Consider the following 25,530-nt stretch of genomic DNA (forward strand, 5'->3'; position numbering starts at 1 on the left):
GGCCGTGAAGCCGCAGGTGTGCTGCCCCGCCGCCCCGGCCGCGAAGCCGCAGGCGTGCCGCCCCGGTGTCCCACCGCCGCTGTATGCCGCACGCGCGCCTGCCCCGCGCGCGCCTGCCCCGCGCGCCTGTGAACCCGCCTCCGCGTGCCCTGTCCGCGCCCAGCCCTGTCCGCGCCCAGCCCCCTAGCCGCACCTCAACGCCCCCCACCCGCACCCCGAACACCCCCACCCAGACCCCATCGCTCACGCGGGTGGGTGAGTGGTGGGAGGGCTCGCGGGTACGCGGGGAGGAGTCCAGAGACGGCGGAGGAGTTCAGAGCCGACGTCGACCGACTGGCTGGAGGACCTCATGACCAACCCGTACCCCGACCCCGTGCCTCCGGGTCCCACGCCGGGCCCCGGCCCGGTCCCCACGCCGGGCCCGACCCCGGAGCCCCCGTCACCTCCGGACCCGAGTCCGACGCCCGGCCCGGGCCCCGGCCCGGATCCGACCCCCGGCCCAGGCCCCGGCCCCGCCCCCGACCCGTCCCCGATCCCCCCGGGACCGGAGCCGGTGCCGAACCCGGAGCCGGGGCCACCGCTCAGTTGACGGTGCCCCGCGTGCACAGCACGTGAGGGCCACCGACGTGAAGACAGGGGAGGAGGGCCACCGAAGCGCGGTGGCCCTCCTCCATGTCAGGCGTGGTGGAGCGGAACTCAGCCGGTCACCTCGGACCGGTCCCCGCCCCACAGCGTGTGGAACGAGCCGTCGCGGTCCGTGCGCCGGTAGGTGTGCGCTCCGAAGAAGTCCCGCTGCCCCTGCGTGAGCGCCGCAGGCAGCCGCTCGGCGCGCAGCGCGTCGTAATAGGCCAGCGCCGCCGCGAAGCCCGGCGTCGGCACACCCTGGCGCGTCGCCGCGACCAGGACCTCGCGCCAGTCGTCCTGCGCGTCGGCGATCTCCTGCGCGAAGGTGTCGTCGGAGAGCAGGCTCGGCAGGTCCGCGCGGGTGTCGTAGGCCGACCGGATGCGGTCCAGGAACGCCGCCCGGATGATACAGCCACCGCGCCAGATCGCGGAGACGGCCCCCAGGTCGATGTCCCAGTCGTACTCCTCACGCGCGGCCGCGATCTCGTGGAAGCCCTGCGTGTACGACACGATCTTCGAGGCGTACAGCGCCTGCTCGACCCGGTCCGCGAAGGCACCCGCCTCCGCCTCCGACAGCGGCGTCGCCTTGGGCCCGGCAAGCCCGCGGGACGCCTCCCGCAGCTCCGCGTGCCCGGACAGCGAGCGGGCGAAGACCGCCTCCGCGATACCCGAGACCGGGACACCCAGGTCGAGGGCGATCTGGACGGTCCAGCGTCCCGTGCCCTTCTGCTCGGCCTGGTCCACCACCACGTCCACGAACGGCTTGCCCGTCTCGGCGTCCACGTGGGACAGCACCTCGGCCGTGATCTCGATCAGGTACGAGTCGAGACGGCCCGTGTTCCAGGTGCGGAAGATGTCGGCGATCTGCGCGGGGGAGTACCCGGCCACGTCCCGCAGCAGCTGGTACGCCTCGCCGATCAGCTGCATGTCGGCGTACTCGATGCCGTTGTGCACCATCTTCACGAAGTGCCCGGCGCCGTCAGGACCGACGTGCGTCACACAGGGCGCCCCGTCCGCCGCCTTCGCGGAGATCTTCTCCAGCATCGGACCGAGCGAGTCGTACGACTCCTTCGGGCCGCCCGGCATGATGCTCGGGCCGTTGAGCGCGCCCTCCTCGCCGCCGGAGACACCCATGCCGACGAAGTGGATGCCCTGCTCGCGCAGTTCGCGCTCCCGGCGCCGGGTGTCCGCGAAGTGCGCGTTGCCGCCGTCGATGATCATGTCGCCGGGCTCGAGGAGCGGCGCGAACTCCTGGATCACCGCGTCGGTCGGCTCGCCCGCCTTCACCATGATGACCAGCCGGCGCGGCCGCTCCAGGGCCGCCACGAACTCCTTGGCGGTCTCGGCCGCGATGAAGTCGCCCTCGCTCCCGAACTCCTCGACCAGGGCGTGCGTGCGCGACGCGGTCCGGTTGTGCAGGGCGACCGTATAGCCGTTGCGGGCGAAGTTGCGGGCGAGGTTGCGGCCCATGACCGCGAGGCCCGTGACGCCGATCTGCGCTGTGTTGCTCATACCGCGTGCTCCCAAAAGATCCTGTGGATCGCGTAGGTCGTCTATCGCTGCCGGTCGTGCTTGTCAGTATCGTCCACCGGTCATCCTGGCCTGTCGGGGGACTGTCCGCACACCAGGGATACGGTTTAGGCGCCTCGTTGCGTTCAGCCGGACACGCCGGTCGGACACGCGCCCCCACGCGGCTTGTTGCCGTCTTGTCATGGCCTGTTCGCGGCGCTTACTTTTGCCCCTCCTGGCGCATTGACGCATGTCTAGGGGGAGGCCTCCATGGCCGTACGCGGCCGGCACCGCCGGTATCAGCCGAACAGGATCAACCGCGCCTCGCTCACCGTCACGGCGGGCGGCGTCGGTATCGCGGTCCCGCTCATCGGCGCCGGCACGGCCCACGCGGCCGACGCGGACACCTGGAACAAGGTCGCCGCGTGCGAGTCCGGCAACAACTGGAGCATCAACACCGGCAACGGCTACTACGGCGGGCTCCAGTTCACCCGGTCCACGTGGGAGGCGTACGGCGGCACCCGGTACGCGGCACGCGCGGATCTGGCCACCAAGGACCAGCAGATCGCCGTCGCGGAGAAGGTGCTGGACGGACAGGGACCGGGCGCCTGGCCGACGTGCTCGGTGCGGGCCGGGCTCACCCGCGGCGGCACCGGCCCCGACATCCAGCCCCTGACCACGAAGGCCTCGGTGCCGGACGTCCAGCCGCAGACCACCCCGCAGTCGCGGGCCGGTACCGCCGAGATGTACACCGTGGTCCGCGGCGACTCGCTGTCCGGGATCGCCGACGCCCAGGAGGTGCGCGGCGGCTGGCGGCAGCTCTACGCCGCCAACCGGCGGACCATCGGGGCCGATCCCGACCTCATCCTGCCCGGCCAGCGGCTGAAACTGCGGGCCCCGGCCGGTACCACCACCACGGCTGACCCCGCCTCCGCCAGGAGGACCTCCGGCGACTCGCAGACGACGCACACGACCGAGAAGACCGAGAAGACCGAGAAGTCGGAGAAGAAGGCCACCGACAGCGGCCTGGTCGCCCCCGTGAACGCCTCCCTCGGCACGCCGTACCACAAGGCGGGTTCGTCCTGGTCGAAGGGCTACCACACCGGCGTCGACTTCGCGGTGCCCACCGGGACCACCGTGAAGGCGGTCGCGGCCGGAAAGGTGGTCGCCTCCGGCTGGGGCGGTTCCTTCGGCTACCAGGTGGTCGTCCGGCACGGCGACGGCCGCTACACGCAGTACGCCCACCTGTCCGCGATCTCCGTGAAGTCCGGGCAGACGGTGGGCGCCGGACAGCGCATCGGCCGCTCCGGGTCCACCGGCAACAGCACGGGCCCGCATCTGCACTTCGAGGTGCGGACGGGGCCCGGCTTCGGGTCCGACATCGACCCGGTGGCGTACCTCCGGGCCGGCGGCGTCAGGATTTGACCCGCGTGCGGTGCCGGTCGAGCACCGGCACCGGGATGTACGCGGCGCCGTAGAAGGGGCCGTAGTACGTCGGCGGTTCGGTGCCGCCCGGCGCCGGGCGGGCGTCGGGGGCGGACGGGCCGTCGGTCAGTGCCGCGGGGGCCGCCGGGGCCGGGACGAGCAGCTCCTCGCGCAGGGCGGCGACCTGCTCGACGAGCACGCCCTCGCGCACCAGCGCGTCGGCCGGTGCCTCGGCGGGCGCCGGCAGGAACACGTCCTCCCGCTCGGCCGCCGCGGGCTCCGCCTCGGCGTGGGTGCGCTGGATCCGCTCGGTGGTGAGCAGGATCAGACCGCCCGCCGCCACCACACCGCAGCTCAGGGCGAGCGCGGTGCCGGTGGTGCCGTAGCGGAAGGTCTCACCGAACATCGTGATGCCGACCGCGGCCGCCACCACCGGGTTCACGACCGTCAGCGTGGCCAGCGGGGCCGCGAGACCCGCGCCCCGGTAGGAGGCCTGCGACAGCATCAGACCGGCCGTGGCCAGGACGCCGATCGCGGCCAGCGAGGGCAGGTCCGCCGTGGCGACGCCGCCGCTCCAGTCGACGGCGACCGTCTTGGTGAACACCGAGGACATGCCGAACGCTATGCCGGACGCGGTCGCGAGCAGCACGCTGCGCACCACCGGGTGCCGGTGCGCGGCCCGGCCCGCGATCATCAGCGCGACCACCGCGGCGGCCGTGACCAGCCCGGCGAACACCCGCTGGGGCGTGCTCAGCGACTGCGCGTCGGACGCGCCCACCAGGGAGAGCAGACCGGCCAGACCGACCGTGGCCATGATCGCGCCCCGCCAGGCGGTGGCGCCGGCCCTGCGGCCCACGAACAGCGCGGCCATCGGCAGCGCGAACACGATCGTCAGGGCGCCCAGCGGCTGGACCAGGCTCAGGGGACCGTACGCGAGCGCCACCACGTGCAGCAGTCCGCCCAGGCCGTTCAGCGCGACCGCCGCCCACCAGCTCGGCCGGCGCAGCGGCGCGTACTGCTCGTCGGGGTGCGACACGGCGACCTGCTCCTGCACGATCGCTCCGCCCGCGTAGGCGACGGCGGAGACGAGGGAGAGGAGCACGGACAACGCGAGGGCACTCATGAGCTGCTCCTCTGCGTGAGGCGGGGGCGACGTGCCCGGCGCGACGAACGGTCGTCTTCCATGACCAACACGATGCCCGGAAAACTTCTTCCCGTCGTCGTACCTGAGCAGGCAATGGGTCCTACTGCCGATGGAGTACAAAAGGGTCCGTGTCCTCCCCAAGGCGGGTGACACGGGGTGGAGGCCCCCTGGTGGGTACCCCTACGGGCCTTGGTACTACTGCTGGTCGTGGACCTCGACCCGGAACTCGCGGCGCTGCGACCGCTCGGCGCCTTCTTCGTCCTACGCACGATCGGCGACCCCGCCGGGACCTCGCGCCCGGCGCTGCCGACTCTCGCACAAGTCTACGAGAACCGGTCGTCGGATGTTTACGGAAATCCCCTGACTTTTCGTGTCCGGAAGGTCGCCGAGGCCCTGAACGCCCCCGAGCCCCGGATCGCCGCCTCCATCGCCCACCTGGGCCTCGCGGCCCGGCTGTGGTCGGTGGCGCTCGGCTGCGCGTCGGTGTACGGCCGGATTCCCGACCTGGCGCCCGACCGCCTGCGCTGGGATCCCGACGCGAGCGCTCCCGACGAACTCCGGCTCGACGCGGTGACCCCGCTTCCGGGCGACGCCGCGACGATCGCCGACGTCGTCCTGCACGGCCACCTCGAACCCCTGGCGGAAGCGCTGCGCTCCGAGTACCGGCTGGCCGGCGGATTGCTCTGGGGCAACGCCGCCTCGGCACTCGCGGGAGCCGCCCGCCAACTGGGCCGCGACACCGCCGCCCGCGCCCTCGCGGCCGAACTCCTCGCCCACCCGCTCCTCGAAGGCACCCTGGACGCCACCACCCTCCGCCGCCGCAGCTGCTGTCTGTACTACCGGTTGCCGGGAGGCGGCGTCTGCGGTGACTGTTGTTTCACACGAGCCCCGCGCTCTTCCCCGCGCGGCGCATCTGGGTGACCATGAAAGCCGACCAGCCAGAGACAGGGGGTTCCGGGTGCGTGTGGGCCTGCTGACCCGGGAGTACCCGCCGGACGTGTACGGCGGCGCCGGTGTCCATGTCGAGTTCCTCGCCCGGGAGTTGAGGTCCCTCGTCGACCTGGACGTGCACTGCTGGGGCGAGGGCCGCGCCGAGGGCGTTATCCGGCACCGGCCCTGGTCCGCGCTGGATGCCGCCAACGACGCGCTGCGCACCTTCTCCGTGGACCTCTCCATGGCCGCGGGGCTGGAAGGCCGTGAACTGGTCCACTCGCACACCTGGTACGCCAACCTGGCGGGCCACTTCGGCAAGCTGCTGCACGGCATCCCGCACGTGATGACCGCCCACTCGCTGGAGCCCTTGCGCCCCTGGAAGGCCGAGCAGCTCGGCGGCGGGTACGCCCTCTCCAGCTGGGCCGAGCGCACCGCGATCGAGTCCGCCGACGCGGTGATCGCGGTGTCCGGGGCGATGCGCGAGGACATCCTCGGCTGCTACCCGGCACTGGATCCGGCCAAGGTCCACATCGTGCACAACGGCATCGACACCGCCCTGTACCGGCCGGACCACGGCACCGACGTACTGGACCGGATCGGCCTGGACCGCGACCGCCCGTTCGTGCTGTTCGTCGGCCGCATCACCCGCCAGAAGGGGGTGCCCCATCTGCTGCGGGCGGTACGGGACATCGACCCGGCGGCGCAGGTCGTGCTGTGCGCGGGCGCCCCGGACACCCCCGAGATCGACCGGGAGTTCCGGGAGCTCTTCGAGGAGCTGAGCCGGGTCCGCGAGGGCGTGCACTGGATCCCGCAGATGCTGCCCCGCCCCGAGGTGATCCAACTTCTCACCCACGCGGCCGTGTTCGTCTGCCCCTCGGTGTACGAACCGCTCGGGATCGTCAACCTGGAGGCGATGGCCTGCGGCACTCCCGTGGTCGCCTCCCGGGTCGGCGGGATCCCCGAGGTCGTGGACGACGGCAGGACCGGACTGCTCGTGACCGTGGACGACGGGTTCGAACCGGCCCTCGCGCGGGCACTCGACTCCGTGCTCGGCGATCCGGAGGCGTCCCGTCGGATGGGCGAGGCGGGGCGGGAGCGCGCGGTGGGCGAGTTCGGCTGGGACGCCGTCGCCCGGCGTACGGTCCGGCTCTACGAGGAGATCCTCAAACAGGCGTAGCGAGCCCCGGTCAAGGGCAAGCATGGGTCACAAACCAGGGTGAGGGGAGCGGCCATGCGTCGTGGCGGACCTTCGGTGCTCGGCATCGTACTGGCGGGTGGAGAAGGCAAACGCCTGATGCCCTTGACCACAGACCGCGCGAAACCGGCGGTCACCTTCGGAGGAACGTATCGCCTGGTCGACTTCGTCCTCTCCAACCTCGTCAACGGTGACATCCTGCGCATCTGTGTGCTCACGCAGTACAAGTCGCACTCGCTGGACCGGCACATCACCACCACCTGGCGGATGTCGAGCCTGCTCGGCAACTACATCACGCCGGTGCCCGCCCAGCAGCGCCTCGGGCCGCGCTGGTACCTGGGCAGTGCGGACGCGATCCTGCAGTCCCTGAACCTGATCTACGACGAGCGCCCCGAGTACGTGGCGGTCTTCGGCGCCGACCACGTGTACCGCATGGACCCGCGCCAGATGCTCACACAGCACATCGAGTCCGGCGCGGGCGTCACGGTGGCCGGGATCCGGGTCCCGCGCTCGGAGTCCCCGTCGTTCGGGGTGATCTCCCCGGGCTCGGACGGCCTCACGGTGGAACGCTTCCTGGAGAAGCCCACCGACCCGCCCGGACTCGCGGACGACCCCGAGACCGTGTACGCGTCGATGGGCAACTACATCTTCACGACGAAGGCCCTGATCGAGGCCCTGCAACGGGACTCCGAGGACGAGAACTCGGTGCACGACATGGGCGGATCGATCCTCCCGCAGCTCACCGACCGCGGCGAGGCCCAGCTCTACGACTTCAGCGCCAACCACGTCCCCGGCGAGACCACCCGCGACCGCGGCTACTGGCGGGACGTGGGCACCCTGGACGCCTACTACGACGCCCACATGGACCTGATCGCCGAGCGCCCCGCCTTCAACCTCTACAACCGCCAGTGGCCCATCTACACCCACTCCGGCCAGCTGTCCCCGGCCCGCTTCAACGCCGGCGGCATCGCGAGCGAGTCCATCATCAGCGCCGGCTGCCTCATCCGCGGCCAGGTCACCCGCTCCGTCCTGTCTCCCGGCGTCCTGGTCGACCCGGGAGCGGTGGTCCAGGGCTCGGTGCTCCACGACAACGTCAAGATCGGCCGGGGCGCGGTGGTCCGGGGCGCCGTCCTCGACAAGAACGTCGAGGTCCCGCCGGGCGCGACGATCGGCGTGAACCCGGAGCGGGACGCCGAGCTGTACACCGTGTCCAAGGGCGGGGTGATCGCGCTCGGGAAGGGCCAGCTGGTGTCGTAGCGGTACTGCCAGGGCGTCGGTCGACCTGGTGAGGAAGCCAGGTCGACAGGGCTTTGACGGCGGCCTGACTCGCCGGCGCAGGACACCGACCGCGGTTCCAGCCCTCGGGCAGCGTCAGCCCTGTGCCCGTAGGGACTCGAAGTTCTTCATGATCACCTCGCTGGTCCTGCGCAGCTCGTCCGAGGGGCTGATCTGGAGGTACTCGGTGCCCGGCTCGGTGTGGACGGGCACATGGTCCGCGGGGGCGTAGAACGCGTCGCCCTCGTGGTACACCTCGTCGTGGTCGGCGTAGTGGAAGGTGAGTTCGCCCCTGAAGACATAGCCCCAGTGCGGGCACTGGCAGCGGTCGTGGGGCAGCCCCTTCAGCAGGGGCCGGTGGTCGACGTCCTCGCGGAACGTCAGGAAGTCGACCGTGTAGTCGCCGAACACCTCGCAGCGGTCGACGACCGGCCCGTAGTCGCCGCCCTGCGTGGTCGTGTCGCGGGAAACCTTCGGCATCTCCGTCGCCTTCTTCCGGCAGAGGAGGGTTCTCCCGTCCATTGTCCTCGCGTGGCCCCGCGACGGCACGCCTTGGACCGGCTTGTCATGTCCCTGGACGGACGCCGGGATCCGTGTTGTCATGCCAACTCATGCCCATGACAACGTTGTTATGGAGGCTTCCGTGCGTACCAGACCTCTCAGAGGCCGGCTCGCGTTACTGCTGGCCGCCCTTCTCGGCCTGACCGGCCTCACCGCGGTCCCGGCTCCGGCCGCCGAAGACCCCGCCGAGGCCCGTGGCCTCAAGGGCGAGTACTGGACCCAGTCCGCCCCCGGCGCCTTCGACTTCCACGAGCTGAAGGCGACCACCTTCGACCCGAACCTCGACTTCGACACCCTCGAACCCCGTCTCACCGCCGCGACCGGCCGCTCGGACGACGTCAGCGTCCGCTGGACCGGCAAGGTCGTACCGGAGACGACCGGCCCCCACACCTTCTCGGTCACCGGCGACAACGGCTTCCGCCTCTGGATCGGCGGCCGGCTCCTCATCGACCACTGGGTGGACGACTGGGACCGCGAACAGACCGCCGAGCCGGTCGAGTTGACCGCCGGACAGTCCTACGACATCAAGGTCGAGTACTTCGAGCACTACGGCGGCTCCAACCTCCACCTGCGCTGGACCCCGCCGGGCGGCACCAAGCAGGCCGTCCCCCAGTCGGCGTTCCGGCTCCCCGACGGCTACGACTACGACGGCCCCCTCGCGACCACCGTCCTCGGCACCGGCCGCACCCTGAGGCTCGACTTCGCCCAGCCCCTCGCCGCACCCCCGGCCGGCCTCGCCGACCACCTCCAGGCGGTGATCGGCGGCGCCAAGTGGCCCCTGGGAGCCGTGAGGCAGGACCCGGGGGACGCCCGCACCCTGCTCGTCGCCCTCGCCGAACCCGTCGTCGGCAACAGGACCGGCACCGCGCGCGGCACCGCCGACCTCCGCTACGACGGCGAGGGCGGCCTCACCGGCACGGACGGCAACGTTGTCAACGCCTTCTGGAGCAGCGGCCCCAACCGCTCCACCCACGAACTGCGCACCAAGTGGGCCGACCAGGTGGGCCCGGACAACGCCCATCCCGAGTACCCGCGCCCCCAGTTGACCCGTCAGGAGTGGCGCAACCTCAACGGCCGCTGGCAGTTCGCCGCCGCCGAGCCGGGGCAGGCCCCACCCGTGGGCCGGAACCTGGCCGAGCGCATCCTCGTGCCCTACCCGGTGGAGTCCCAGCTCTCCGGCCTGGAACGGCACGAGGACCGCATGTGGTACCGCCGCACCTTCACCGTCCCGGCCGACTGGAACATCGGCTCCGGCAAGCGCCTCCGCCTCAACTTCGGCGCGGTCGACTGGCGGTCCGAGGTGTACGTGAACGGCACCAGGGTCGCCGAACACACCGGCGGTTACGACAAGTTCAGCGCCGACATCACCGACGCGCTGAAGCCCGGCCGCACCCAGGAACTGATCGTCGGCGTGTACGACCCGACCGACGCGGCCGACGGCGAGAACCCGCCCCTCGGCAAGCAGCGCCTCGACCCGAGCGGCATCTGGTACACCCCGTCCTCCGGTATCTGGCAGACCGTCTGGATGGAACCGGTCGCCCGTGACCACGTCGACTCCCTCAAACTGACGCCCGACCTCTCCACCGACCGGCTGACGGTCGAGGCACGGGGCGTCCGCGACGGCGTACCGATCACGGCGACGGCGTACGACGGGAAGCGGAAGGTGGCGACGGCGCGCGGCCGGACGGGTGAACCGCTGTCCCTGAGGATCGGGAACCCGCGCCTGTGGTCGCCCGACGACCCGTTCCTCTACGACCTGGAGGTGACCGTCGGCGCCGACCGCGTGGCCAGCTACTTCGGGATGCGCTCCATCGCCGTCGAGAACGTGGACGGCACCCCGCGCACGGTCCTCAACGGCGAGCCGGTCTTCATGATGGCCACCCTCGACCAGGGCTTCTGGCCCGACGGCCTGCACACCGCGCCCACCGACGAGGCCCTCGCGTACGACCTGAAGGCCCACAAGCGGCTCGGCTTCAACGCCGTGCGCAAGCACATCAAGGTCGAACCCGACCGCTGGTTCTACTGGGCCGACCGGCTGGGCCTGCTGGTGTGGCAGGACATGCCCGCCATGACGGCCGGGGTGAACCCGGGTCCCGCCGCCCGCGCCGAGTACGAGCGCGAGCTCAAGCAGATGATCGACCAGCACGTCAGCAGCCCCTCGGTCGTCATGTGGGTGACCTTCAACGAGGGCTGGGGGCAGTACGACGTCGGCCGGATCGCCGAGCAGGCCAAGGCCTGGGACCCGACCCGCCTGGTCAACAACCAGTCGGGGCTGAACCTGGGGGCCGACGGAAACGCCGGCGACATCATGGACGAGCACGGCTACCCGAGCCCCGCCCTGCCACCCCACCCGGACGGCAGACGTGCCCTGGTCAGCGGGGAGTACGGCGGCCTCGGTCTGGCGGTGCCGGGACACGCCTGGTCCGTGCAGCAGTCGTACGTCGACGTCGATCCGGCGCGCTACACCGACGACTATCTGGCCAGGCTCGACGACGTGCGGGCGCTGGTGTGCCGGGGCAGCAACGGGGCCGTATACACGCAGATCACGGACGTGGAAGGGGAGCTCAACGGGCTGCTCACCTATGACCGCAAGGTTCTCAAACCGGACGCCGAGCGGGTCGCGGCCGCGCACCGGGCGCTGATCCGGGACGCCTCCCGGTCGACTCCGGCGGGATGTGCGGCCACCGACGGCTGATCACATCCGCATCCTGTGTCCCGCCCCTTTCACGAGGGGCGGGACGTAATCTGCTGTTAACTGTGCGTAGCTTGATCGTACTTGACCGTAATCGCCGTGGGGCGATTGACTGCTGGTCCACCCGTCGTCGACGCGAGGCAAGCCATTGACTTCAGACCTGCTCGCCCCTCTCGACCTGGCGTTCTGGAACATGGAAACCGCCGAGCACCCGATGCACCTGGGAGCGCTCGGCGTCTTCTCGGCGCACTCGCCCACCGCGGGCGCCCACGCGGCCGATCTGCTCGCGGGCCGGGCCGCCGCCGTGCCCGGCCTCAGAATGCGGATCCGGGACGTGTGGCCGCTCGGCTTCCCGTACGCCTTCGGGGGCGCCGCGCGCGTGCCCGACCCCGGCTTCGACCCGCTCCGGCACGTCCTGCTGCACGCCCCGACCGCCGACTTCCACACCGAGGCGGGCCGCCTCATGCAGCGGCCGCTCGACCGTGACCGGCCGCCGTGGGAGGCGCATGTGCTGCCGGGACAGGACGGTGTCTCCTTCGCCGTCCTCTTCAAGTTCCACCACGCCCTGGCCGACGGACTGCGGGCGCTGACGCTCGCCGCCGCCGTCCTGGACCCGATGGACCTGCCCGCCCGCAAGCCACGCCCCGAGGAGCCCGCGAAGGGTCTGCTCCCGGACGTGCGCAAGCTGCCCGACCTCGTCCGTGGCGCCGTCTCCGACCTGGGCCGCGCCCTCGACATCGGCGCCTCCGTCGCCCTGTCCTCCGTGGGCGTGCGGTCCTCGCCGGCCCTCACCGCCGAGCCGAGCGGCACCCGCCGCACCGCCGGAGTCGTCGTCGACCTCGACGACGTGCACCGCGTCCGCAAGTCCCGCGGCGGCACCGTCAACGACGTCCTGATCGCCGTCGTCGCGGGCGCCCTGCGCCGTTGGCTGGACGAACGCGGCGACGGCAGCGAGGGCGTGGCGCCCCGTGCCCTGATCCCGGTCTCCCGGCGCCGGCCCCGGACCGCGCACCCGCAGGGCAACCGCCTCTCCGGGTACCTGGTGCGGCTTCCGGTCGACGACCCCGACCCGCTCGGCCGCCTGGACACGGTCCGTACGGCCATGGACCGCAAGAAGGACGCCGGCCCCCACCGCGGCGCGGGAGCCGTCGCCCTGCTCGCCGACCACGTCCCGGCCCTCGGCCACCGCCTCGGCGGGCCTCTGGCCAGTCAGGGTGCCCGGCTCTGGTTCGACCTGCTCGTCACCAGCGTGCCCCTGCCGAGCATCGGCCTGAAGCTCGGCGGCAACCCGGTCACGGAGGTCTACCCCTTCGCCCCGCTCGCCCGCGGCCAGTCCCTCGCCGTGGCGATCTCGACGTACCGCGGACAGGTCCACTACGGCCTGGTCGCGGACGCGGAAGCGGTGCCCGACCTGGACCGGCTGGCCCACGCCCTGTCCGAGGAGGTGACCGGACTGCTGGCCGCCTGCGGCTCTTGATCGTTCCCGGATTACGGGCCGGGCCCGGCGCTGAAGTAAAATTCCGCGTTCGACCAGCGGACGCGGCCCCAGTGCCGCACGGGTGACCAGGGAAACGGCAGCGCGATGACGGTGACAGAGGACGGCTCGGCGATCACGGACGACGCCGTGGACGAGGTCGTGTACGGCCCCGGCATCGACCCGGAGCGGCTGGCCGTCTGCCTCAGCGTGCTCGACGAACTCGACAAGCTGGAGGTCGACCACCCCGACGCGATCGCCGTGCGCCGGGCCACCGCGGGCATCTACCGCACCGTCAAGCAGCGCCGCCGCCAGGAGCGCCGGGCCGCCAAGACCGCCCACGACAAGGCGGTCACGGAGGCCACGGCGACCGGCTCCGCCCAGCGCATCGACGACGAGACCGAGGGCATCCTGCCGTCGTCGATCACCGAGGAGGGCCGGGTCGCGGGGATACTCCAGCGCCCGCGCTCCTGCTACACCTGCAAGACCCGGTACGTCGAGGTCGACTACTTCTACCACCAGCTCTGTCCGGACTGCGCCCGCCTGAACCGCTCCAAGCGCGACGCCCGCGCCGACCTCACCGGCAAGCGCGCCCTGCTCACCGGCGGCCGCGCCAAGATCGGCATGTACATCGCGCTGAGGCTGCTGCGCGACGGCGCCCACACCACCATCACCACGCGTTTCCCGAAGGACGCCATCCGCCGCTTCAAGGCCATGGACGACTCCGGCGACTGGCTGCACCGCCTGGAGGTCGTCGGCATCGACCTGCGCGACCCCGCCCAGGCCGTCGCCCTCGCCGAGCAGGTCGCCGAGGCGGGCCCGCTCGACATCCTCGTCAACAACGCGACCCAGACCGTACGACGGCTGCCGTCCGCGTACGCCGCCCTGGTCGACGGCGAGAGCGCCCCGCTGCCCGCCGGTGAGCTCCCCGCCCACCACGTCATCGGTGCCTTCGGCTCCGGCGCGGTCGACGGACTCGCCTCGCTGCCCGCAGGGATCTCCGGCATCGACGCCCAGCAGGTCGCCGACCTCGCCCTGGTCGCGGGCAACGCCAGCGTCGCCCGGCACCTCGACGGCACCGCGATCGACGCGGGCGGCCTCGTCCCGGACGTCGTCGACAGCAACACCTGGGTCCAGACCATCGACCAGATCTCCCCGGTGGAGCTCCTGGAGACCCAGCTCTGCAACTACACGTCGCCGTTCATCCTGATCAGCGCGCTGCGCCCGGCCATGGCCGACGCGGCGAAGAAGGCGCGCAGCGGCCGCTCCTACGTCGTGAACGTCTCCGCGATGGAGGGCGTCTTCGGCCGCGGCTACAAGGGCGCGGGCCACCCCAACACCAACGCCGCCAAGGCCGCGATGAACATGGTGACCCGCACCAGCGCCCAGGAGATGTTCCAGAGCGACGGCATCCTCATGACCTCGGTCGACACCGGCTGGATCACCGACGAGCGCCCGCACTACGACAAGCTCCGCCTCGCCGAGGAGGGCTTCCACGCCCCCCTCGACCTGGTCGACGGCGCGGCCCGCGTCTACGACCCGATCGTGCGCGGCGAGGACGGCGAGGACGTCTACGGGGTCTTCCTGAAGGACTACGCGCCCGGGAAGTGGTGAACCGGCGGCGCCGGTGGCCCTGACGTGTGGGCCGTCGGCGACGGGGAACCCGGACACCGGTCAGTTCCCTGCCAGGAGTTGTCATGCCACGTCCACACAGCATCGATCCGCGGGCGTTCGGCGACCCGCGCAACCACTACCCGACCGACGAGGAGTTCTACGCGAGCGACCGTCCGGTCGGCCACGAGCTCCCGGAGGACCGGCCCCGGGGCGGGGCGTCCGACCCGATCAGGCATCCCTGGAGCTGGGGCATGATCGCGCTCGTCGTCTTCGCCGCCCTGATCGTCCTCATGGGCATCGCGCTCTTCCCATGAGGCCGTCACGGATCGGCTGGCCCGTAGGCCCGTAACCGGTCATGGACGGCGTACCCGCCCGGGTGCGCCGCCCGCACCCGGGTGCCCCCGTCCACCACCAGATCCGCCCCGGTGATCCACCCGGCCGCGTCGGACGCGAGCCACACCACGGCCCGCGCGATGTCCTCGGGCTCGCCGATCCGGCCGAGCGGCAGCTCGACGGGCCCCTTCTCCCACACGAACCGCGCCATCTCGGTGCGTACGAGGCCGGGGGAGACGGAGTTGACCCGCACCCGGGGAGCCAGCTCACCGGCCAGCTGCTGGGTCAGGTGCAGCAGCGCCGCCTTGCTGGTGCCGTAGGCGCCCACGTGCGGCCCGACATGCGCGGCGCCCTCCGTGCACACGTTGACCACCGACCCGCCGTGCTCCCGCATCCACGCCCGCCACGCCTCGCGCACCAGCCGCAGCGGTGCCTCCACGTTGACGGTGAACGCCTCGCGCCACGCGTCCGGATCGACCTCCATGAGAGGGCCGTACGGCTGGTTCGTCGCCGCGTTGTTGACCACCACGTCGAGGCGGCCGAACTCGCGCAGGACGAGGTCCACGGCCGCGCGCAGATGGGCCGGATCAGCGACGCTGCCCGCCAGCCCGATGCCGCCGAGTCCGTCGGCGGCCCGCCGGACGTCCTCCCGGTCCCGGGCCGTGACGCACACCAGCGCCCCGGCGTCGGCCAGTTGACGCGCGACCTCGAGCCCGATCCCGCGACTGCCGCCGGTCACCAGGGCGGCCCTGCCGTGCAGTCCGTACGACGACGTCATCGCCGTACCGTCTCATGACGAACCGTCAGTCGACAGACTCCAGACGGGAGTTGCGTGTGGCGACCAGCTCCAGGACGGCCCGCCAGTCCTCCAGGACGCCCGCGTCGAAGCGGGCGGTGCGGCCGTCCTCGTCGGCCAGGCGCAGCAGGTCGTCGTCGGTGGTGGGGCCGTGCCCGCGCACCAGGCGGTGGACCCGGTCTCCGAGCAGGCTGCGGAACGCCTCGGCGGCCGGCCCGAGGCCCAGCACCAGGCCGGCCACCTGGAGCTCCTTGTCGGCGGGCCGGCTGCGGCGCAGCAGCGCGGCGGTCCGCAGGGCGTGTTCGCTGCCGCAGGCGTGCAGCAGATCCATCAGCTCGTCGACACTGCGCGGTTCCATACGTCAGACCTCCCGCCGGTCCGGCCGTTGCCGTGGGTCAGCACAGCACGGTCGCCTTGCGATTGAGCCAACGGGACCTGAACTGCGCGCCCCCGACGGCCCGGAGGCCCGGTCGATCCCTAGGCCGAACGAGTGACTTCAGAAAGGCGTATCAAGTGACAAATCATGCGGAACATGGCCGAAAGAACGCAGTTGAATTGCAATGGTTACACCTTGTTTTCAGCCCCTATCGAGCGCGCCCCCGCTCATCTGGTTAATCTGTAGCGGACGGACGGCAGTACGGGGTCCCACCCACACCCACAGTCCGTCCCGGGACAAGCCGGTCACCACGGCCTGCTCTCACATGAGTTACCGGCGCCACCGCGTCCGAACCCGATCTCGACACAGGACCCGAGCGGACGCCCTGGCACCCGGCCGCAACACCGGACAGGTGACGTCCCGAGGGTGAGCCCGACACATAAGGAGTGCGCGGTGACACCGGAGAAGACGAATCGCGAACAGCGCCCCAAGGAACGCCCGGAGCGCGCGGGCCGACGGCCCGGGGACATCGGCAGTCTCGACGTGTGGGCGCGCTCCGCCCCCATCCGTCTCGCGGGCTACGAGGACGACCTCGCCGAGCCCCACATCCTGCCCAGCGTGGACTGACCGCAGGATCCTTCGCGATCGCCGACGGCATGGGCGTGCGAGACTCACGCCCATGCTGATCAGAGAAGCCGCGGCCGGGGACTGGCCGCGGATCTGGCCTTTCTGGCACCGGATCGTGGCCGCCGGCGAGACCTACGCCTGGGACCCCGACACCTCCGAGGACGCCGCACGGGCCCTGTGGATGAACCCGGCCAAGCGCGTGTTCGTCGTCGAGGACGAGACCGGCGCGATCGTCGCCTCGGCCTACGTCACCCCCAACTACGCCGGCCCCGCCGCCCGGATCGCCAACGCCGGCTTCATGGTCGACCCCGACCGGGGCGGCCGCGGCTACGGCCGCGCCCTCGCCGAGCACGTCCTGGCCGCCGCCGCGGCCGACGGCTACCGGGGCATGGTGTTCAACGCCGTCGTCGAGACCAACCCGGCCGTGAGGCTCTGGACCTCCCTGGGCTTCACGATCCTCGGCACCGTCCCGGACGCCTTCGCCCACCCCCGGCACGGGCGGGTCGGCCTGCACATCATGTACAGGGCCCTCTGAGCCGTCGGCCAGGCGCCTCTGTCCTCAAGGCGCCGCTCAGTCGACCGGTGCCGTCCGCCGCCACGGCTGCCGCCGCTCCAGCTCCTCCGCGACCTCCAGCAGTACGGACTCCGACCCCGGCCGTGCCACCAGCTGTACGGCGGTGGGGGCGCCCGAGGGCAGGGTGCCCAGCGGCACCGACATGGCCGGCCAGCCGGTGAGGTTCCACGGCGGGGTGAGCGGCGAGTAGGCGGTGTTGGCGAGGACGTTGCGCAGCCAGCCCCGCTCGTGCCAGGCCTCGGCCTTGGGGGAGCGGCGGGCCAGCGCCGGGAGCAGCAGCACGTCGTGCTCGGCGAAGAACGGCTCCAGACGCTCGCGCAGCGCCTGCCGCGCGCGGCCCGTCCGCACGGTCTTGACGAAACGCCGGCCGATCGTCGCGTGCACCCGGGTGCGCCGGGCCAGCAGCCGCGGATCCAGCCCCTGCGCGTCCACCGAGGTGCCCGCCGTCCAGGTGGCCAGCGAGGTGACGCCCAGCGACAGCGGGTACGGCGGGTCGGCGCGCCGCACCTGGTGCCCCGCCTTGATCAGCAGCCCCGCCGCCTCCCGGACCGCGTTCGCGTACGGCGCGCTGATGCTCACCCCGGCGAGCGGGCTGCGCAGGGACACGGCCACGTCGAGCGTGGCGGGCGCGTCCCGTCGTACGAACTCGGTGTCGGCGATGACCGAAAGCAGCAGCCGGGTGTCCTCGACGGTGGTCGCGAGCGGACCGTTTTCGGACATGCCGAACCAGTCGCCGTCGCTGATGCCGGCCGGGACCACCCCCGACCCCGGCTTCAGGGTGACCAGGCCGCAGTTGGCCGCCGGGATGCGCAGCGAGCCCATGCCGTCGTTGCCGAGGGCGAGCGGGACCAGTCCGGCGGCGACCGCGGTCGCGCTGCCGCCGGAGGAGCCGCCCGCCGTGCGCGAGGTGTCCCACGGGTTGCGGGAGGTGCCGTGGACGCCCTCCGTGGTGCCGAAGACGCACAGTTCCGGCACGTTGGTCAGGCCCACGACCACCGCGCCCGCCGCCCGCAGCCGTGCCACCACCACATGGTCGGCCTCGGCCGGGGTGTCCGGGGTCGCGGCGGAGCCGACGCGGTTGGTCTCGCCGCGCACCGAGAGGTTGTCCTTGACGGCCACCGGCACCCCGGCCAGGGGCAGTTCGCCGAGGTCGCCCCGGGCGCCCACCTCGTCGGCCTCCGCGAGCGCCGCCTCGGCCCGCACCACCCGGAACGCCCCGAGGCGCCCGTCCAGTTTCTCGATCCGGGCGAGGTGTTCGGCCACCACCTCGCGCGGGGTGGCCCGCTTCTCGCGGACGGCGGCGGCGATCTCGGCGGCGGTGCGGCCGACCCAGCTGGTCACGTGCGCTCCTCGGGCTACTCGCGAGTATGTGAGGAGAACTCTGCCCCGCGGTGGACCCCGAGTCGAGAGCACCCGGGCTTGGACATTCGGGTCGCTCCTCTTGGACTTTTCGCGGCAGGTGCGGACGGGAGCGAGGCACTGACCAGCAGGTCATCCGATCTCTGGAGCAACTCCCGGCTCATTCAGCCCCGTTGACAGCCCTCCTGGGGGCCTCGATTATCAGCCATCCGATGAATAGGGAGTCGCCCATGAGGAAACGGCTGAGATTCGCCGCTGTGGTGGCGCTGCTGACGCTGCTCCTGGCACCCGTTCCGGCGGTCGCCCGCGAGGCGCGGAGCGCGCCGGTCACCGTGCCCGCCCTGACCGACTGGACACCGGAGTCCGGCAGCTATGTGTTCGGGACCGGCACCCGGCTCGTGGCCGACGGCACCGCCGACCGCCGGGTCGCCGAGACGCTGGCCGGAGACCTCCGGGCGGCCGGTCACGGCACCCCGGCGGTGGTCCGAGGCGGAGCCCGGACCGGTGACATCGTTATCGACGTCAAGCCGTCCAGGACCTCCCTCGGCGCCGAGGGCTACGAACTGCGCGCCGGCCGGAGCCTGTCGATCACCGGCGCCACCGAGACCGGTGCCTTCTACGGCACCCGCACCCTCCTCCAGCTCCTCGCCCAGGGCGACCGGATCCCCGCCGGACACACGGTCGACGTGCCCCGCTACAAGGAGCGCGGGGTCGGCGTGTGCGCCTGCTACATCCACATCACGCTGCCCTGGCTGGAGAACCTCGTCCGCGAGATGTCCTACAACAAGCTCAACCAGCTGCTCGTGGAGCTGAAGGTCAAGAGCGACGCCCACCCCGAGGCCAACACCTGGGGCTACTACACCAAGGACGAGATACGGCGGCTCGTCGCGCTCGGCGACAAGTACCACGTCGAGATCATCCCCGAGATCAATTCCCCGGGCCACATGGACCCCTGGATCGAGAACCGCCCCGACCTGCAACTGACCGACTCCGACGGCAACAGGCAACCCGCCCGTCTCGACGTCACCCAGCAGGCCGCCTTCGACTACTACACGAGCCTGATGGACGAGTACGCGCAGGTCTTCACCGCGAAGTCCTGGCACATGGGCGCCGACGAGTACATGCTCGGCTCCGACTACTCCAAGTACCCGCAGATGCTCGAGTACGCCCAGGAGAAGTACGGTTCGAGCGCCACCCCGCAGGACGCGTACATCGACTTCATCAACCGGGTCCACGACCACGCGGCGGGCAAGGGCGTCAAGCTGCGCATCTGGAACGACGGGCTCACCGGCGCCAACACCGTGCCGGTCGCCAAGGACACCACCGTCGAGCACTGGCTGAACGTGGCGGTGAAGCCGAGCGGGCTCATCGCCCAGGGCTACTCGGTGATGAACTCCGCCTATTCCCTGTACCTCATCCGCGGCGGCTTCCACAGCGACACCGCGTCGCTGTACGACCAGAGCTGGGACCCGCGCAGCTTCGAGGGCGAACAGCTGACCTCCTCGAAGGGCGTCACCGGCGCCAAGATCAGCCTGTGGCCGGACAACGGACGCGGCGAGACCGAGAACGAGGTCGCCGTACGGCTGCGGCCCGCCCTGCGCCACATCGCCCAGGCCACCTGGGGCGACCCCCATCCCGACGCCACCTACGCCGGGTTCACGGCACGCGGCACGGCCATCGGACACGCACCGGGATGGCGGGACCTGACCCGGGTGCCGGTGGCGGATGGGACGTACCGCTTCGGGCAGTCCTTCACGGCCGCCGTCCAGCGCACCGCCGACGGTTACGCGACCCTCCGCTCCGCGGCCGGCTGCCTCGCGATCAGCGGCGGCAAGCTCACGCTCAACGTGCCGCTCCAGCCAGGCGTCGAAGCGACCTGGGACACCTGTGACGCCACGAACACCTTGCAGCGCTGGGAGTTGGAGCCCGCGGCGGGCGGCTACCGGCTGGTCAACGCGATCACGCAGATGGCGCTCGCCGTCACGGACGACGGCCGGATCGTGCAGTACCCCGCCGACCAACACACCCCCACCGTCTGGCACTTGAGCTGAGAGGTCCCCCCATGACTGTCTCCAGACGCCTCTTCGTCACCGCCGCCACCGCCCTCGCCGTGACCGGCGTCCCCACCCTGGCGGCGGCCTCCGACGGCGACCGGTTCTACCGCGTCCCCGTCTCACCGGACGACACCGAGGCCGACCTGGTCCGCAAGGCCTCCCAGGTCCGGCCCACCGCACGGCAGATCGCCTGGCAGAACCTCGGACAGACCGCGTTCCTGCACTTCGGCGTGAACACCTTCACCGGACTGGAGTGGGGCACCGGCGACGAGGACCCGGACGTCTTCCAGCCGACCGGCCTCGACACCGACCAGTGGGCGGCCGCCCTGAAGGACAGCGGCTTCCGGCTCGCCATCCTCACCGTCAAACACCACGACGGCTTCGTCCTCTACCCCTCCCGCTACACCAACCACTCGGTGGCCTCGAGCAGTTGGCGCGACGGGCGAGGAGACGTGCTGCGGTCGTTCGCCGACTCGATGCGCCGGCACGGCCTCAAGGTCGGCGTGTACATCTCGCCCGCTGACGAGAACCAGTACCTGCACGGCGTCTACGCCAACGGCAGCGCCCGCACCCCGCGCACGATCCCGACGCTCGTGGCGGGCGACGACCGCACGCCGGACCGCTCGTACACCCTGGACGCGACCGACTACGGCGCCCACATGCTCAACACCCTCTACGAGGTGCTCACCGAGTACGGCCCCGTCGACGAGGTGTGGTTCGACGGGGCCCAGGGACACATCCCGCCCGACAAGGTGGAGAGCTACGACTGGGACAGCTGGTACACCCTGGTCCGCGCGCTCGCCCCGGACGCGGCGATCGCCGTGACCGGCCCCGATCTGCGCTGGGTCGGCAACGAGAGCGGCATCGCACGCGAGGACGAGTGGAGCGTCGTCCCGGTCAAGGAGAACCAGTACGGCCGCACCGACTGGGCCCTGTCCTACGACACCCCGGACGAGGGCAGCCGGGCCGCGCTGGTGAAGGCGCAGCCGGCCACCGACTACCTCCAGTGGTGGCCCGCCGAATGCGATGTCTCCATCCGGGACGGCTGGTTCTACCACCCCGACCAACAGCCCAAGTCCGTGGACTACTTGACGGAGATCTGGCTGGGCTCGGTGGGCCGCAACGCCGTACTGCTGCTCAACGTCCCCCCGGACACGGACGGCCTGCTGCACAGCACCGATGTCGTCCGTCTGCGCGAGTTCCGGGAGCGGATCGAGCGGGAGCTGCCCGCCGATCTGGCCCGAGGGGCCCGCAGGACCACGGCACCGGACCGCGTCACGCTGGACCTTGGCCATGAGCAGGAGGTGGACCGGATCCGGCTCGCGGAGGACATCCGGTACGGCCAGCAGGTGGAGCAGTTCGTCGTCGAGGCGTTCCGTGACGGCGGCTGGACCGAGGTCACGGGCGCCGGAACCGTCGGCGCGAGCCGCGTCCTGCCGCTCACGGCCCCGGTGCGGGCCCGGAGATGGCGGCTGCGGGTGACGCGGGCCCGAAGCGCCGTACACATCAAGGAGTTCGGGCTCTACCGGTCCCGGGTCTGAAGGTTGCCCGACGAGCGGTCACCGGGTCCCGGGTCCCGGGTCCGAGGGAACGCGACCGAGCGGCCACCGGGTCCCGGCGGCCTGATGTCCGGCGCCCGGTGACCGCCGCCGTCAGGCCCGGGATGCCAGGGGCCGCCAGGCCTCCCAGGTCTCCAGCCGCTGCCGGTGGGCGGCCTCGACGACGGGACAGGGGTGGGTGCCGAGGAACAGGCGCAGCGGCGGTTCGTCGGTGTCGACCAGTTCGAGGACGACGTCGGCCGTGACCCGCGGATCCTGTGGCGCGCGGGCGCCGGCGCCGGCCCGGCGGGCCTCGCGGACGGGCTCGTAGGCGGCGAGGGGTTCGGTGTGCCCGGGTGAGGGCGCGCAGCACCTGCGGCGAGGGGTGCCGGTCGACGCCCTGTTCCAGCCGGGTCAGACAGGGCTCGCTGATCCCGGCGAGCCGGGCCGGCTCGTCCCGGCGCAGCCCCGGCACCCGGCGCCGGCCGCCTCGCGGCGAGCCCGCGGGCCCGCTTGTTGGCGGCCAGCACGTCGAAGTGCCGGTCGCGGACGTCGACGTCGAGGCGCAGCGGCAGGACGCGGTCCGCGTGGGGGCCGGCGCCGGGTCAGACAGGGCTCGCTGATCCCGCCGAGTCGGGCCGGCTCGTCCCGGCGCAGCCCCGGCACCCGGCGCCGGCCCCCTCGCGGCGAGCGCGCGGGCCCGCTTGTTGGCGGCCAGCACGTCGAAGTGCCGGTCGCGGACGTCGAGGCGCAGCGGCAGGACGCGGTCCGCGTGGGGGCGCTGGAGCTGGACGACACCGCGGCCCACCTGTACGCGCTGACCGCGCCCGATCCCGTACGCCCGTCCCGGCGCGAGCCCGGGCGCAATCCGGTCCGGGAGGTGTTCCTCGGCCCGGAAGCGCGCCGGCTTTCCCCGACCGGGCGGAGATCGCCGCGCAGACCGCGGCCGCACTGCGGGCCGAGGCCGATCCCCACGATCCCGAAACGGCGCGGCTCGTCGCCGAGTTGGCGGCGGACGAGGACTTCCGCCGCCTGTGGGCCCGGCACGACGTACGGTCCGCCCGTGACGAGCCCAAGCGGTTCGCGCATCCGGAGGTCGGCGCCCTCGCGCTGCGCAGGCAGGCCCTCACCGTCGGCGGCGCCGGGCACCAGGTGATCATCGTGTACCAGGCCGCCCCCGGCAGCCCCTCCGAGGCCGCCCTCGCCCGGCTGCTCTGACCGTCGGGGCGCTCACCCCAGATGCTGTTCGAAGAAGGCCAAGGTGACGTCCATGCTGCGTGCCCACTGGGGGTAGAAGGTGTGGCCCTCGCCCCGGTACGTGCGCAGCTCGACGTCCTTGCCCGCCGCCTCGAACGCGGCGACCGCCTCGCGGCTCCACCTGATCGGGCACGTCGTGTCGGCGGTGCCGTGGTGGATCAGCAGGGGCTCGGTGACCCGGTCGGCGTAGGTGACGGGGGAGACCTCACGCCAGAATTTCGGGTTCTCCTCGGGCGTTCCGTGGGCCGCCTCGATCTCGGCGACGAGCGGGTCGCCCTCGGGGCGCTGGAACTGGTCGATGTTCTCCTCGGGACGCGCGCTGACCGGCGCGTAGGCCACCGCCGCGTCGAACAGCCCCGGGGCCACCACCAGCGTGTTGTATACGACACCGCCGCCCATCGAGCGGCCCAGCAGCCCCAGACGGTCGGTGTCGATCTCCGGGCGCCCGGAGGACCGCAGCGCCAGCGCGGCGCCGATGACGTCCTCGGTGTAACCGAGGCGCAGGCCCACGTCGTTGTCGGGGTCCTTGTCCGAACGGGCGTGGTTGCGGTAGTCGGTGTGCAGGACGACGTACCCGTTCCGGGCCAGGAGGTCCTGCTCACGGCTGAGGCCGCGGCCCGTGGTGTAGATCGCCGGGTCGATGTAGCCGTGCGCCAACACCAGGGCGGGGAAGGGGCCTTCGCCCCTCGGGATGTTCATCAGGCCCGACACGGTCAGGCCGTTCGCCTCGTAGGTCACCTCGTGGCTGGTGTAGGCGGAGGTACGGGCCAGCACACGGCCCAGCCGCAGATCGGAGCCCTGGTGGTCGCGCCGGATCAGGGCCGGGAGGGACACGGGATCCACGGGGGACGGCGTCGCCGAGGGGCTGCCCGGGGTCGCACCGAGGGATGTCGATGCGGACGGACCGCTCGGGCCGGCACCGCGAGGCGCGGACGCGTTGGTACCGCCCGGGCGCGCCCGGTCCTCACCGTCACCGCCCGTGCAGCCCATCACGGCCGACAGTGCGAGTACGGCGGCGGCACAGAGCGTTCCCCTCGTCCGCATACGGCCATTGTCCCCTCCGCCACGACGGATGTCCCCGTGGGCTTCAGGCGCCCCGCGCCGCCCCCGTGCTGTCCCGCACGATCAGTCGTGGCACCGGGACCCGTACGGTCCGGGCCGGACCGCCGTCCAGCAGGGCGGTCAGTTCCCGGGCCGCCGTACGGCCGAACTCCACGCTGTCCCGGGACAGGGCCGACAGCCACGGCTTGACCATGCGGCACAGCGCCGAGTCCTCCCAGGCCACCACCGACACGTCCGCGGGCACCGAGTGGCCCAGCTCGGTCGCGGCGGCGACTCCGGCGAGGGCCATCACGTCGTTGTCGTAGATCAGCGCGGTCGGCGGGGCGGGCGCCTCCAGGACCCGGCGGGTCACGGCCGCGCCCTCCGCGTCGGAGTAGTCGGTGGTCACCGACCGCACGCCGGTCAGCCCGCGCCGCTCGGCCTCCGCGCGCAGGGTGCGGATCCGGCGCTCGGTGTGCGCGAGCCCGGGCAGGCCGGCGATGTGCACGATCCGCCGGTGGCCGAGCGTGTACAGCTCGTCCACGACCGCGGCCATCGCGCCCGCATCGTCCGCCCAGACGGTGGACAGGCCCGGATGGCGTTCGCCGGGGGTGCCGCCTATCACCACGGCGGGCAGGCCCAGTTCGTCGAGGACCCCGGTGCGCGGGTCGTCGGTGCGCGGGTCGACCACCAGGACACCGTCCACGCGGTGCTCGGCCCACCAGCGCCGGTAGACCTCGCACTCCTCCTGGACGTCCTCGGCCACCTGGAACAGCAGGCCCAGGTGGCGCTCCGCCAGCACCTCCTGGATCCCGGAGACGAGCTGGAGGAAGAAGGAGTCCACGCCCAGGGTCTCGGCCGGGCGGGCGAGGACGAAACCGACCGTCGCGGCGCCCTCGCCGGACAGCGCGCGGGCCGCCGTGCTGGGCCGCCAGCCGAGCTCCTCGGCCACCTGCCGCACCCGGTCGCGGGTGTCCTCGGAGACACCCGGGCGGCCGTTCAGCGCGAACGAGACCGCGCTCTGGGAGACGCCGGCATGCCGCGCGATGTCCTTCATCGTGGGGCGGCGGGCCGGCGTCCGCTTGCCTGACATGGAGATTCCTCATTCCCGGGACGCATTCGGTGCCCA

General features: G+C 72.1%; 22 protein-coding genes and 1 pseudogene. 14 read left to right on the top strand and 9 right to left on the bottom strand.

What is annotated here, in order from left to right:
* Window positions 1-696: 696 nt before the first annotated feature.
* Window positions 697-2,136, bottom strand: coding sequence for an NADP-dependent phosphogluconate dehydrogenase (gene gnd / locus AC2XR2_RS38685; RefSeq protein WP_330263001.1), 1,440 nt, complete (start codon window positions 2,134-2,136; stop codon window positions 697-699).
* 267 nt (window positions 2,137-2,403) lie between these two features.
* On the opposite strand from gnd, the gene AC2XR2_RS38690 reads away from it, so the two are divergent.
* Window positions 2,404-3,558, top strand: a complete 1,155-nt coding sequence (locus AC2XR2_RS38690; protein WP_491517646.1) for a transglycosylase family protein — start codon at window positions 2,404-2,406, stop codon at window positions 3,556-3,558.
* Here AC2XR2_RS38690 and AC2XR2_RS38695 read toward each other — a convergent pair.
* The gene (locus tag AC2XR2_RS38695; protein ID WP_381308643.1) at window positions 3,548-4,681 is read right to left on the bottom strand and encodes a DMT family transporter; all 1,134 of its coding nucleotides are present in this window, start codon (window positions 4,679-4,681) and stop codon (window positions 3,548-3,550) included. The two genes, AC2XR2_RS38690 and AC2XR2_RS38695, sit on opposite strands and share 11 nt — an antisense overlap.
* Window positions 4,682-4,891: 210 nt before the next feature.
* On the opposite strand from AC2XR2_RS38695, the gene AC2XR2_RS38700 reads away from it, so the two are divergent.
* From AC2XR2_RS38700 to glgC, 3 genes are read left to right on the top strand one after another with little or no spacing between them, the layout of a single operon-like run.
* A complete protein-coding gene (locus AC2XR2_RS38700) occupies window positions 4,892-5,623 on the top strand; it encodes a (2Fe-2S)-binding protein (RefSeq protein ID WP_491517647.1) in 732 nt (243 codons plus the stop codon).
* A gap of 37 nt (window positions 5,624-5,660) precedes the next feature.
* Window positions 5,661-6,812: a glycogen synthase gene (glgA, locus tag AC2XR2_RS38705; protein ID WP_381308647.1), complete on the top strand. Its 1,152-nt coding sequence runs from the start codon at window positions 5,661-5,663 to the stop codon at window positions 6,810-6,812.
* A 54-nt stretch (window positions 6,813-6,866) separates the two neighbouring features.
* Window positions 6,867-8,087: a glucose-1-phosphate adenylyltransferase gene (glgC, locus tag AC2XR2_RS38710; RefSeq protein ID WP_330262996.1), complete on the top strand. Its 1,221-nt coding sequence runs from the start codon at window positions 6,867-6,869 to the stop codon at window positions 8,085-8,087.
* 114 nt (window positions 8,088-8,201) lie between these two features.
* Here glgC and AC2XR2_RS38715 read toward each other — a convergent pair whose 3' ends face one another.
* Complete coding sequence (locus AC2XR2_RS38715) at window positions 8,202-8,585, bottom strand: cupin domain-containing protein (RefSeq protein ID WP_381308650.1); 384 nt, start codon at window positions 8,583-8,585, stop codon at window positions 8,202-8,204.
* Window positions 8,586-8,748: 163 nt separating this feature from the next.
* Here AC2XR2_RS38715 and AC2XR2_RS38720 point away from each other — a divergent pair, with 163 nt between their 5' ends.
* The 4 genes from AC2XR2_RS38720 (at window position 8,749) to AC2XR2_RS38735 (ending at window position 14,760) form a co-directional block, all read left to right on the top strand.
* Window positions 8,749-11,361, top strand: a complete 2,613-nt coding sequence (locus AC2XR2_RS38720; RefSeq protein WP_491517648.1) for a PA14 domain-containing protein — start codon at window positions 8,749-8,751, stop codon at window positions 11,359-11,361.
* Window positions 11,362-11,506: 145 nt separating this feature from the next.
* Window positions 11,507-12,835, top strand: a complete 1,329-nt coding sequence (locus tag AC2XR2_RS38725) for a wax ester/triacylglycerol synthase family O-acyltransferase (protein WP_330262993.1) — start codon at window positions 11,507-11,509, stop codon at window positions 12,833-12,835.
* Between the two features lie 105 nt (window positions 12,836-12,940).
* Complete coding sequence (locus AC2XR2_RS38730; protein WP_330262992.1) at window positions 12,941-14,446, top strand: SDR family NAD(P)-dependent oxidoreductase; 1,506 nt, start codon at window positions 12,941-12,943, stop codon at window positions 14,444-14,446.
* A gap of 83 nt (window positions 14,447-14,529) precedes the next feature.
* Entirely contained in the window at window positions 14,530-14,760 is a 231-nt protein-coding gene (locus AC2XR2_RS38735) for a hypothetical protein (RefSeq protein WP_381297270.1), read from the top strand.
* A 5-nt stretch (window positions 14,761-14,765) separates the two neighbouring features.
* On the opposite strand, the gene AC2XR2_RS38740 is transcribed toward AC2XR2_RS38735, so the two are convergent.
* Window positions 14,766-15,557, bottom strand: coding sequence for an SDR family oxidoreductase (locus tag AC2XR2_RS38740; RefSeq protein WP_491517649.1), 792 nt, complete (start codon window positions 15,555-15,557; stop codon window positions 14,766-14,768).
* 25 nt (window positions 15,558-15,582) lie between these two features.
* The gene (locus tag AC2XR2_RS38745) at window positions 15,583-15,933 is read right to left on the bottom strand and encodes a hypothetical protein (RefSeq protein ID WP_491517650.1); all 351 of its coding nucleotides are present in this window, start codon (window positions 15,931-15,933) and stop codon (window positions 15,583-15,585) included.
* A gap of 471 nt (window positions 15,934-16,404) precedes the next feature.
* Here AC2XR2_RS38745 and AC2XR2_RS38750 point away from each other — a divergent pair, with 471 nt between their 5' ends.
* Together AC2XR2_RS38750 and AC2XR2_RS38755 are read left to right on the top strand one after the other, a co-directional pair.
* A complete protein-coding gene (locus tag AC2XR2_RS38750) occupies window positions 16,405-16,578 on the top strand; it encodes a hypothetical protein (protein WP_007386357.1) in 174 nt (57 codons plus the stop codon).
* Between the two features lie 52 nt (window positions 16,579-16,630).
* Window positions 16,631-17,113, top strand: a complete 483-nt coding sequence (locus tag AC2XR2_RS38755) for a GNAT family N-acetyltransferase (protein ID WP_381297264.1) — start codon at window positions 16,631-16,633, stop codon at window positions 17,111-17,113.
* A gap of 36 nt (window positions 17,114-17,149) precedes the next feature.
* Here AC2XR2_RS38755 and AC2XR2_RS38760 read toward each other — a convergent pair whose 3' ends face one another.
* Window positions 17,150-18,493 (bottom strand): amidase, encoded by a 1,344-nt coding sequence (locus tag AC2XR2_RS38760; RefSeq protein WP_381297262.1) that lies wholly within the window; start codon window positions 18,491-18,493, stop codon window positions 17,150-17,152.
* Between the two features lie 248 nt (window positions 18,494-18,741).
* Here AC2XR2_RS38760 and AC2XR2_RS38765 point away from each other — a divergent pair, with 248 nt between their 5' ends.
* The 3 genes from AC2XR2_RS38765 to AC2XR2_RS38775 all read left to right on the top strand — a co-directional run bounded on the left by AC2XR2_RS38765 (window position 18,742) and on the right by AC2XR2_RS38775 (window position 22,463).
* Window positions 18,742-20,562 (top strand): glycoside hydrolase family 20 protein, encoded by a 1,821-nt coding sequence (locus tag AC2XR2_RS38765; RefSeq protein ID WP_491517651.1) that lies wholly within the window; start codon window positions 18,742-18,744, stop codon window positions 20,560-20,562.
* A gap of 11 nt (window positions 20,563-20,573) precedes the next feature.
* Window positions 20,574-22,106: an alpha-L-fucosidase gene (locus AC2XR2_RS38770; RefSeq protein WP_491517652.1), complete on the top strand. Its 1,533-nt coding sequence runs from the start codon at window positions 20,574-20,576 to the stop codon at window positions 22,104-22,106.
* 165 nt (window positions 22,107-22,271) lie between these two features.
* Window positions 22,272-22,463 (top strand): hypothetical protein, encoded by a 192-nt coding sequence (locus AC2XR2_RS38775; RefSeq protein WP_491518614.1) that lies wholly within the window; start codon window positions 22,272-22,274, stop codon window positions 22,461-22,463.
* 19 nt (window positions 22,464-22,482) lie between these two features.
* Here AC2XR2_RS38775 and AC2XR2_RS38780 read toward each other — a convergent pair.
* Window positions 22,483-22,578 (bottom strand): annotated as a pseudogene (locus tag AC2XR2_RS38780) (XRE family transcriptional regulator); the annotation flags it as partial.
* A 41-nt stretch (window positions 22,579-22,619) separates the two neighbouring features.
* Here AC2XR2_RS38780 and AC2XR2_RS38785 point away from each other — a divergent pair.
* Window positions 22,620-23,321, top strand: a complete 702-nt coding sequence (locus tag AC2XR2_RS38785) for an MmyB family transcriptional regulator (protein WP_491517653.1) — start codon at window positions 22,620-22,622, stop codon at window positions 23,319-23,321.
* A 12-nt stretch (window positions 23,322-23,333) separates the two neighbouring features.
* On the opposite strand, the gene AC2XR2_RS38790 is transcribed toward AC2XR2_RS38785, so the two are convergent.
* Window positions 23,334-24,203, bottom strand: coding sequence for an alpha/beta hydrolase family protein (locus AC2XR2_RS38790; RefSeq protein ID WP_491517654.1), 870 nt, complete (start codon window positions 24,201-24,203; stop codon window positions 23,334-23,336).
* A 244-nt stretch (window positions 24,204-24,447) separates the two neighbouring features.
* On the bottom strand, window positions 24,448-25,494 hold the full coding sequence (locus AC2XR2_RS38795; RefSeq protein ID WP_381297250.1) for a LacI family DNA-binding transcriptional regulator: 1,047 nt from the start codon (window positions 25,492-25,494) through the stop codon (window positions 24,448-24,450).
* Window positions 25,495-25,530: the final 36 nt, after the last annotated feature.

It is taken from the genome of Streptomyces sp. LS-MS-L19, from assembly GCF_058382285.1.

Coding starts and splice junctions, on each gene's coding strand:
- gnd (WP_330263001.1), bottom strand. CDS start 2,136: ATGAGCAACACAGCGCAGATCGGCGTCACGGGCCTCGCGGTCATGGGC.
- AC2XR2_RS38690 (WP_491517646.1), top strand. CDS start 2,404: ATGGCCGTACGCGGCCGGCACCGCCGGTATCAGCCGAACAGGATCAAC.
- AC2XR2_RS38695 (WP_381308643.1), bottom strand. CDS start 4,681: ATGAGTGCCCTCGCGTTGTCCGTGCTCCTCTCCCTCGTCTCCGCCGTC.
- glgC (WP_330262996.1), top strand. CDS start 6,867: ATGCGTCGTGGCGGACCTTCGGTGCTCGGCATCGTACTGGCGGGTGGA.
- AC2XR2_RS38715 (WP_381308650.1), bottom strand. CDS start 8,585: ATGCCGAAGGTTTCCCGCGACACGACCACGCAGGGCGGCGACTACGGG.
- AC2XR2_RS38730 (WP_330262992.1), top strand. CDS start 12,941: ATGACGGTGACAGAGGACGGCTCGGCGATCACGGACGACGCCGTGGAC.
- AC2XR2_RS38735 (WP_381297270.1), top strand. CDS start 14,530: ATGCCACGTCCACACAGCATCGATCCGCGGGCGTTCGGCGACCCGCGC.
- AC2XR2_RS38740 (WP_491517649.1), bottom strand. CDS start 15,557: ATGACGTCGTCGTACGGACTGCACGGCAGGGCCGCCCTGGTGACCGGC.
- AC2XR2_RS38745 (WP_491517650.1), bottom strand. CDS start 15,933: ATGGAACCGCGCAGTGTCGACGAGCTGATGGATCTGCTGCACGCCTGC.
- AC2XR2_RS38755 (WP_381297264.1), top strand. CDS start 16,631: ATGCTGATCAGAGAAGCCGCGGCCGGGGACTGGCCGCGGATCTGGCCT.
- AC2XR2_RS38765 (WP_491517651.1), top strand. CDS start 18,742: ATGAGGAAACGGCTGAGATTCGCCGCTGTGGTGGCGCTGCTGACGCTG.
- AC2XR2_RS38770 (WP_491517652.1), top strand. CDS start 20,574: ATGACTGTCTCCAGACGCCTCTTCGTCACCGCCGCCACCGCCCTCGCC.
- AC2XR2_RS38795 (WP_381297250.1), bottom strand. CDS start 25,494: ATGTCAGGCAAGCGGACGCCGGCCCGCCGCCCCACGATGAAGGACATC.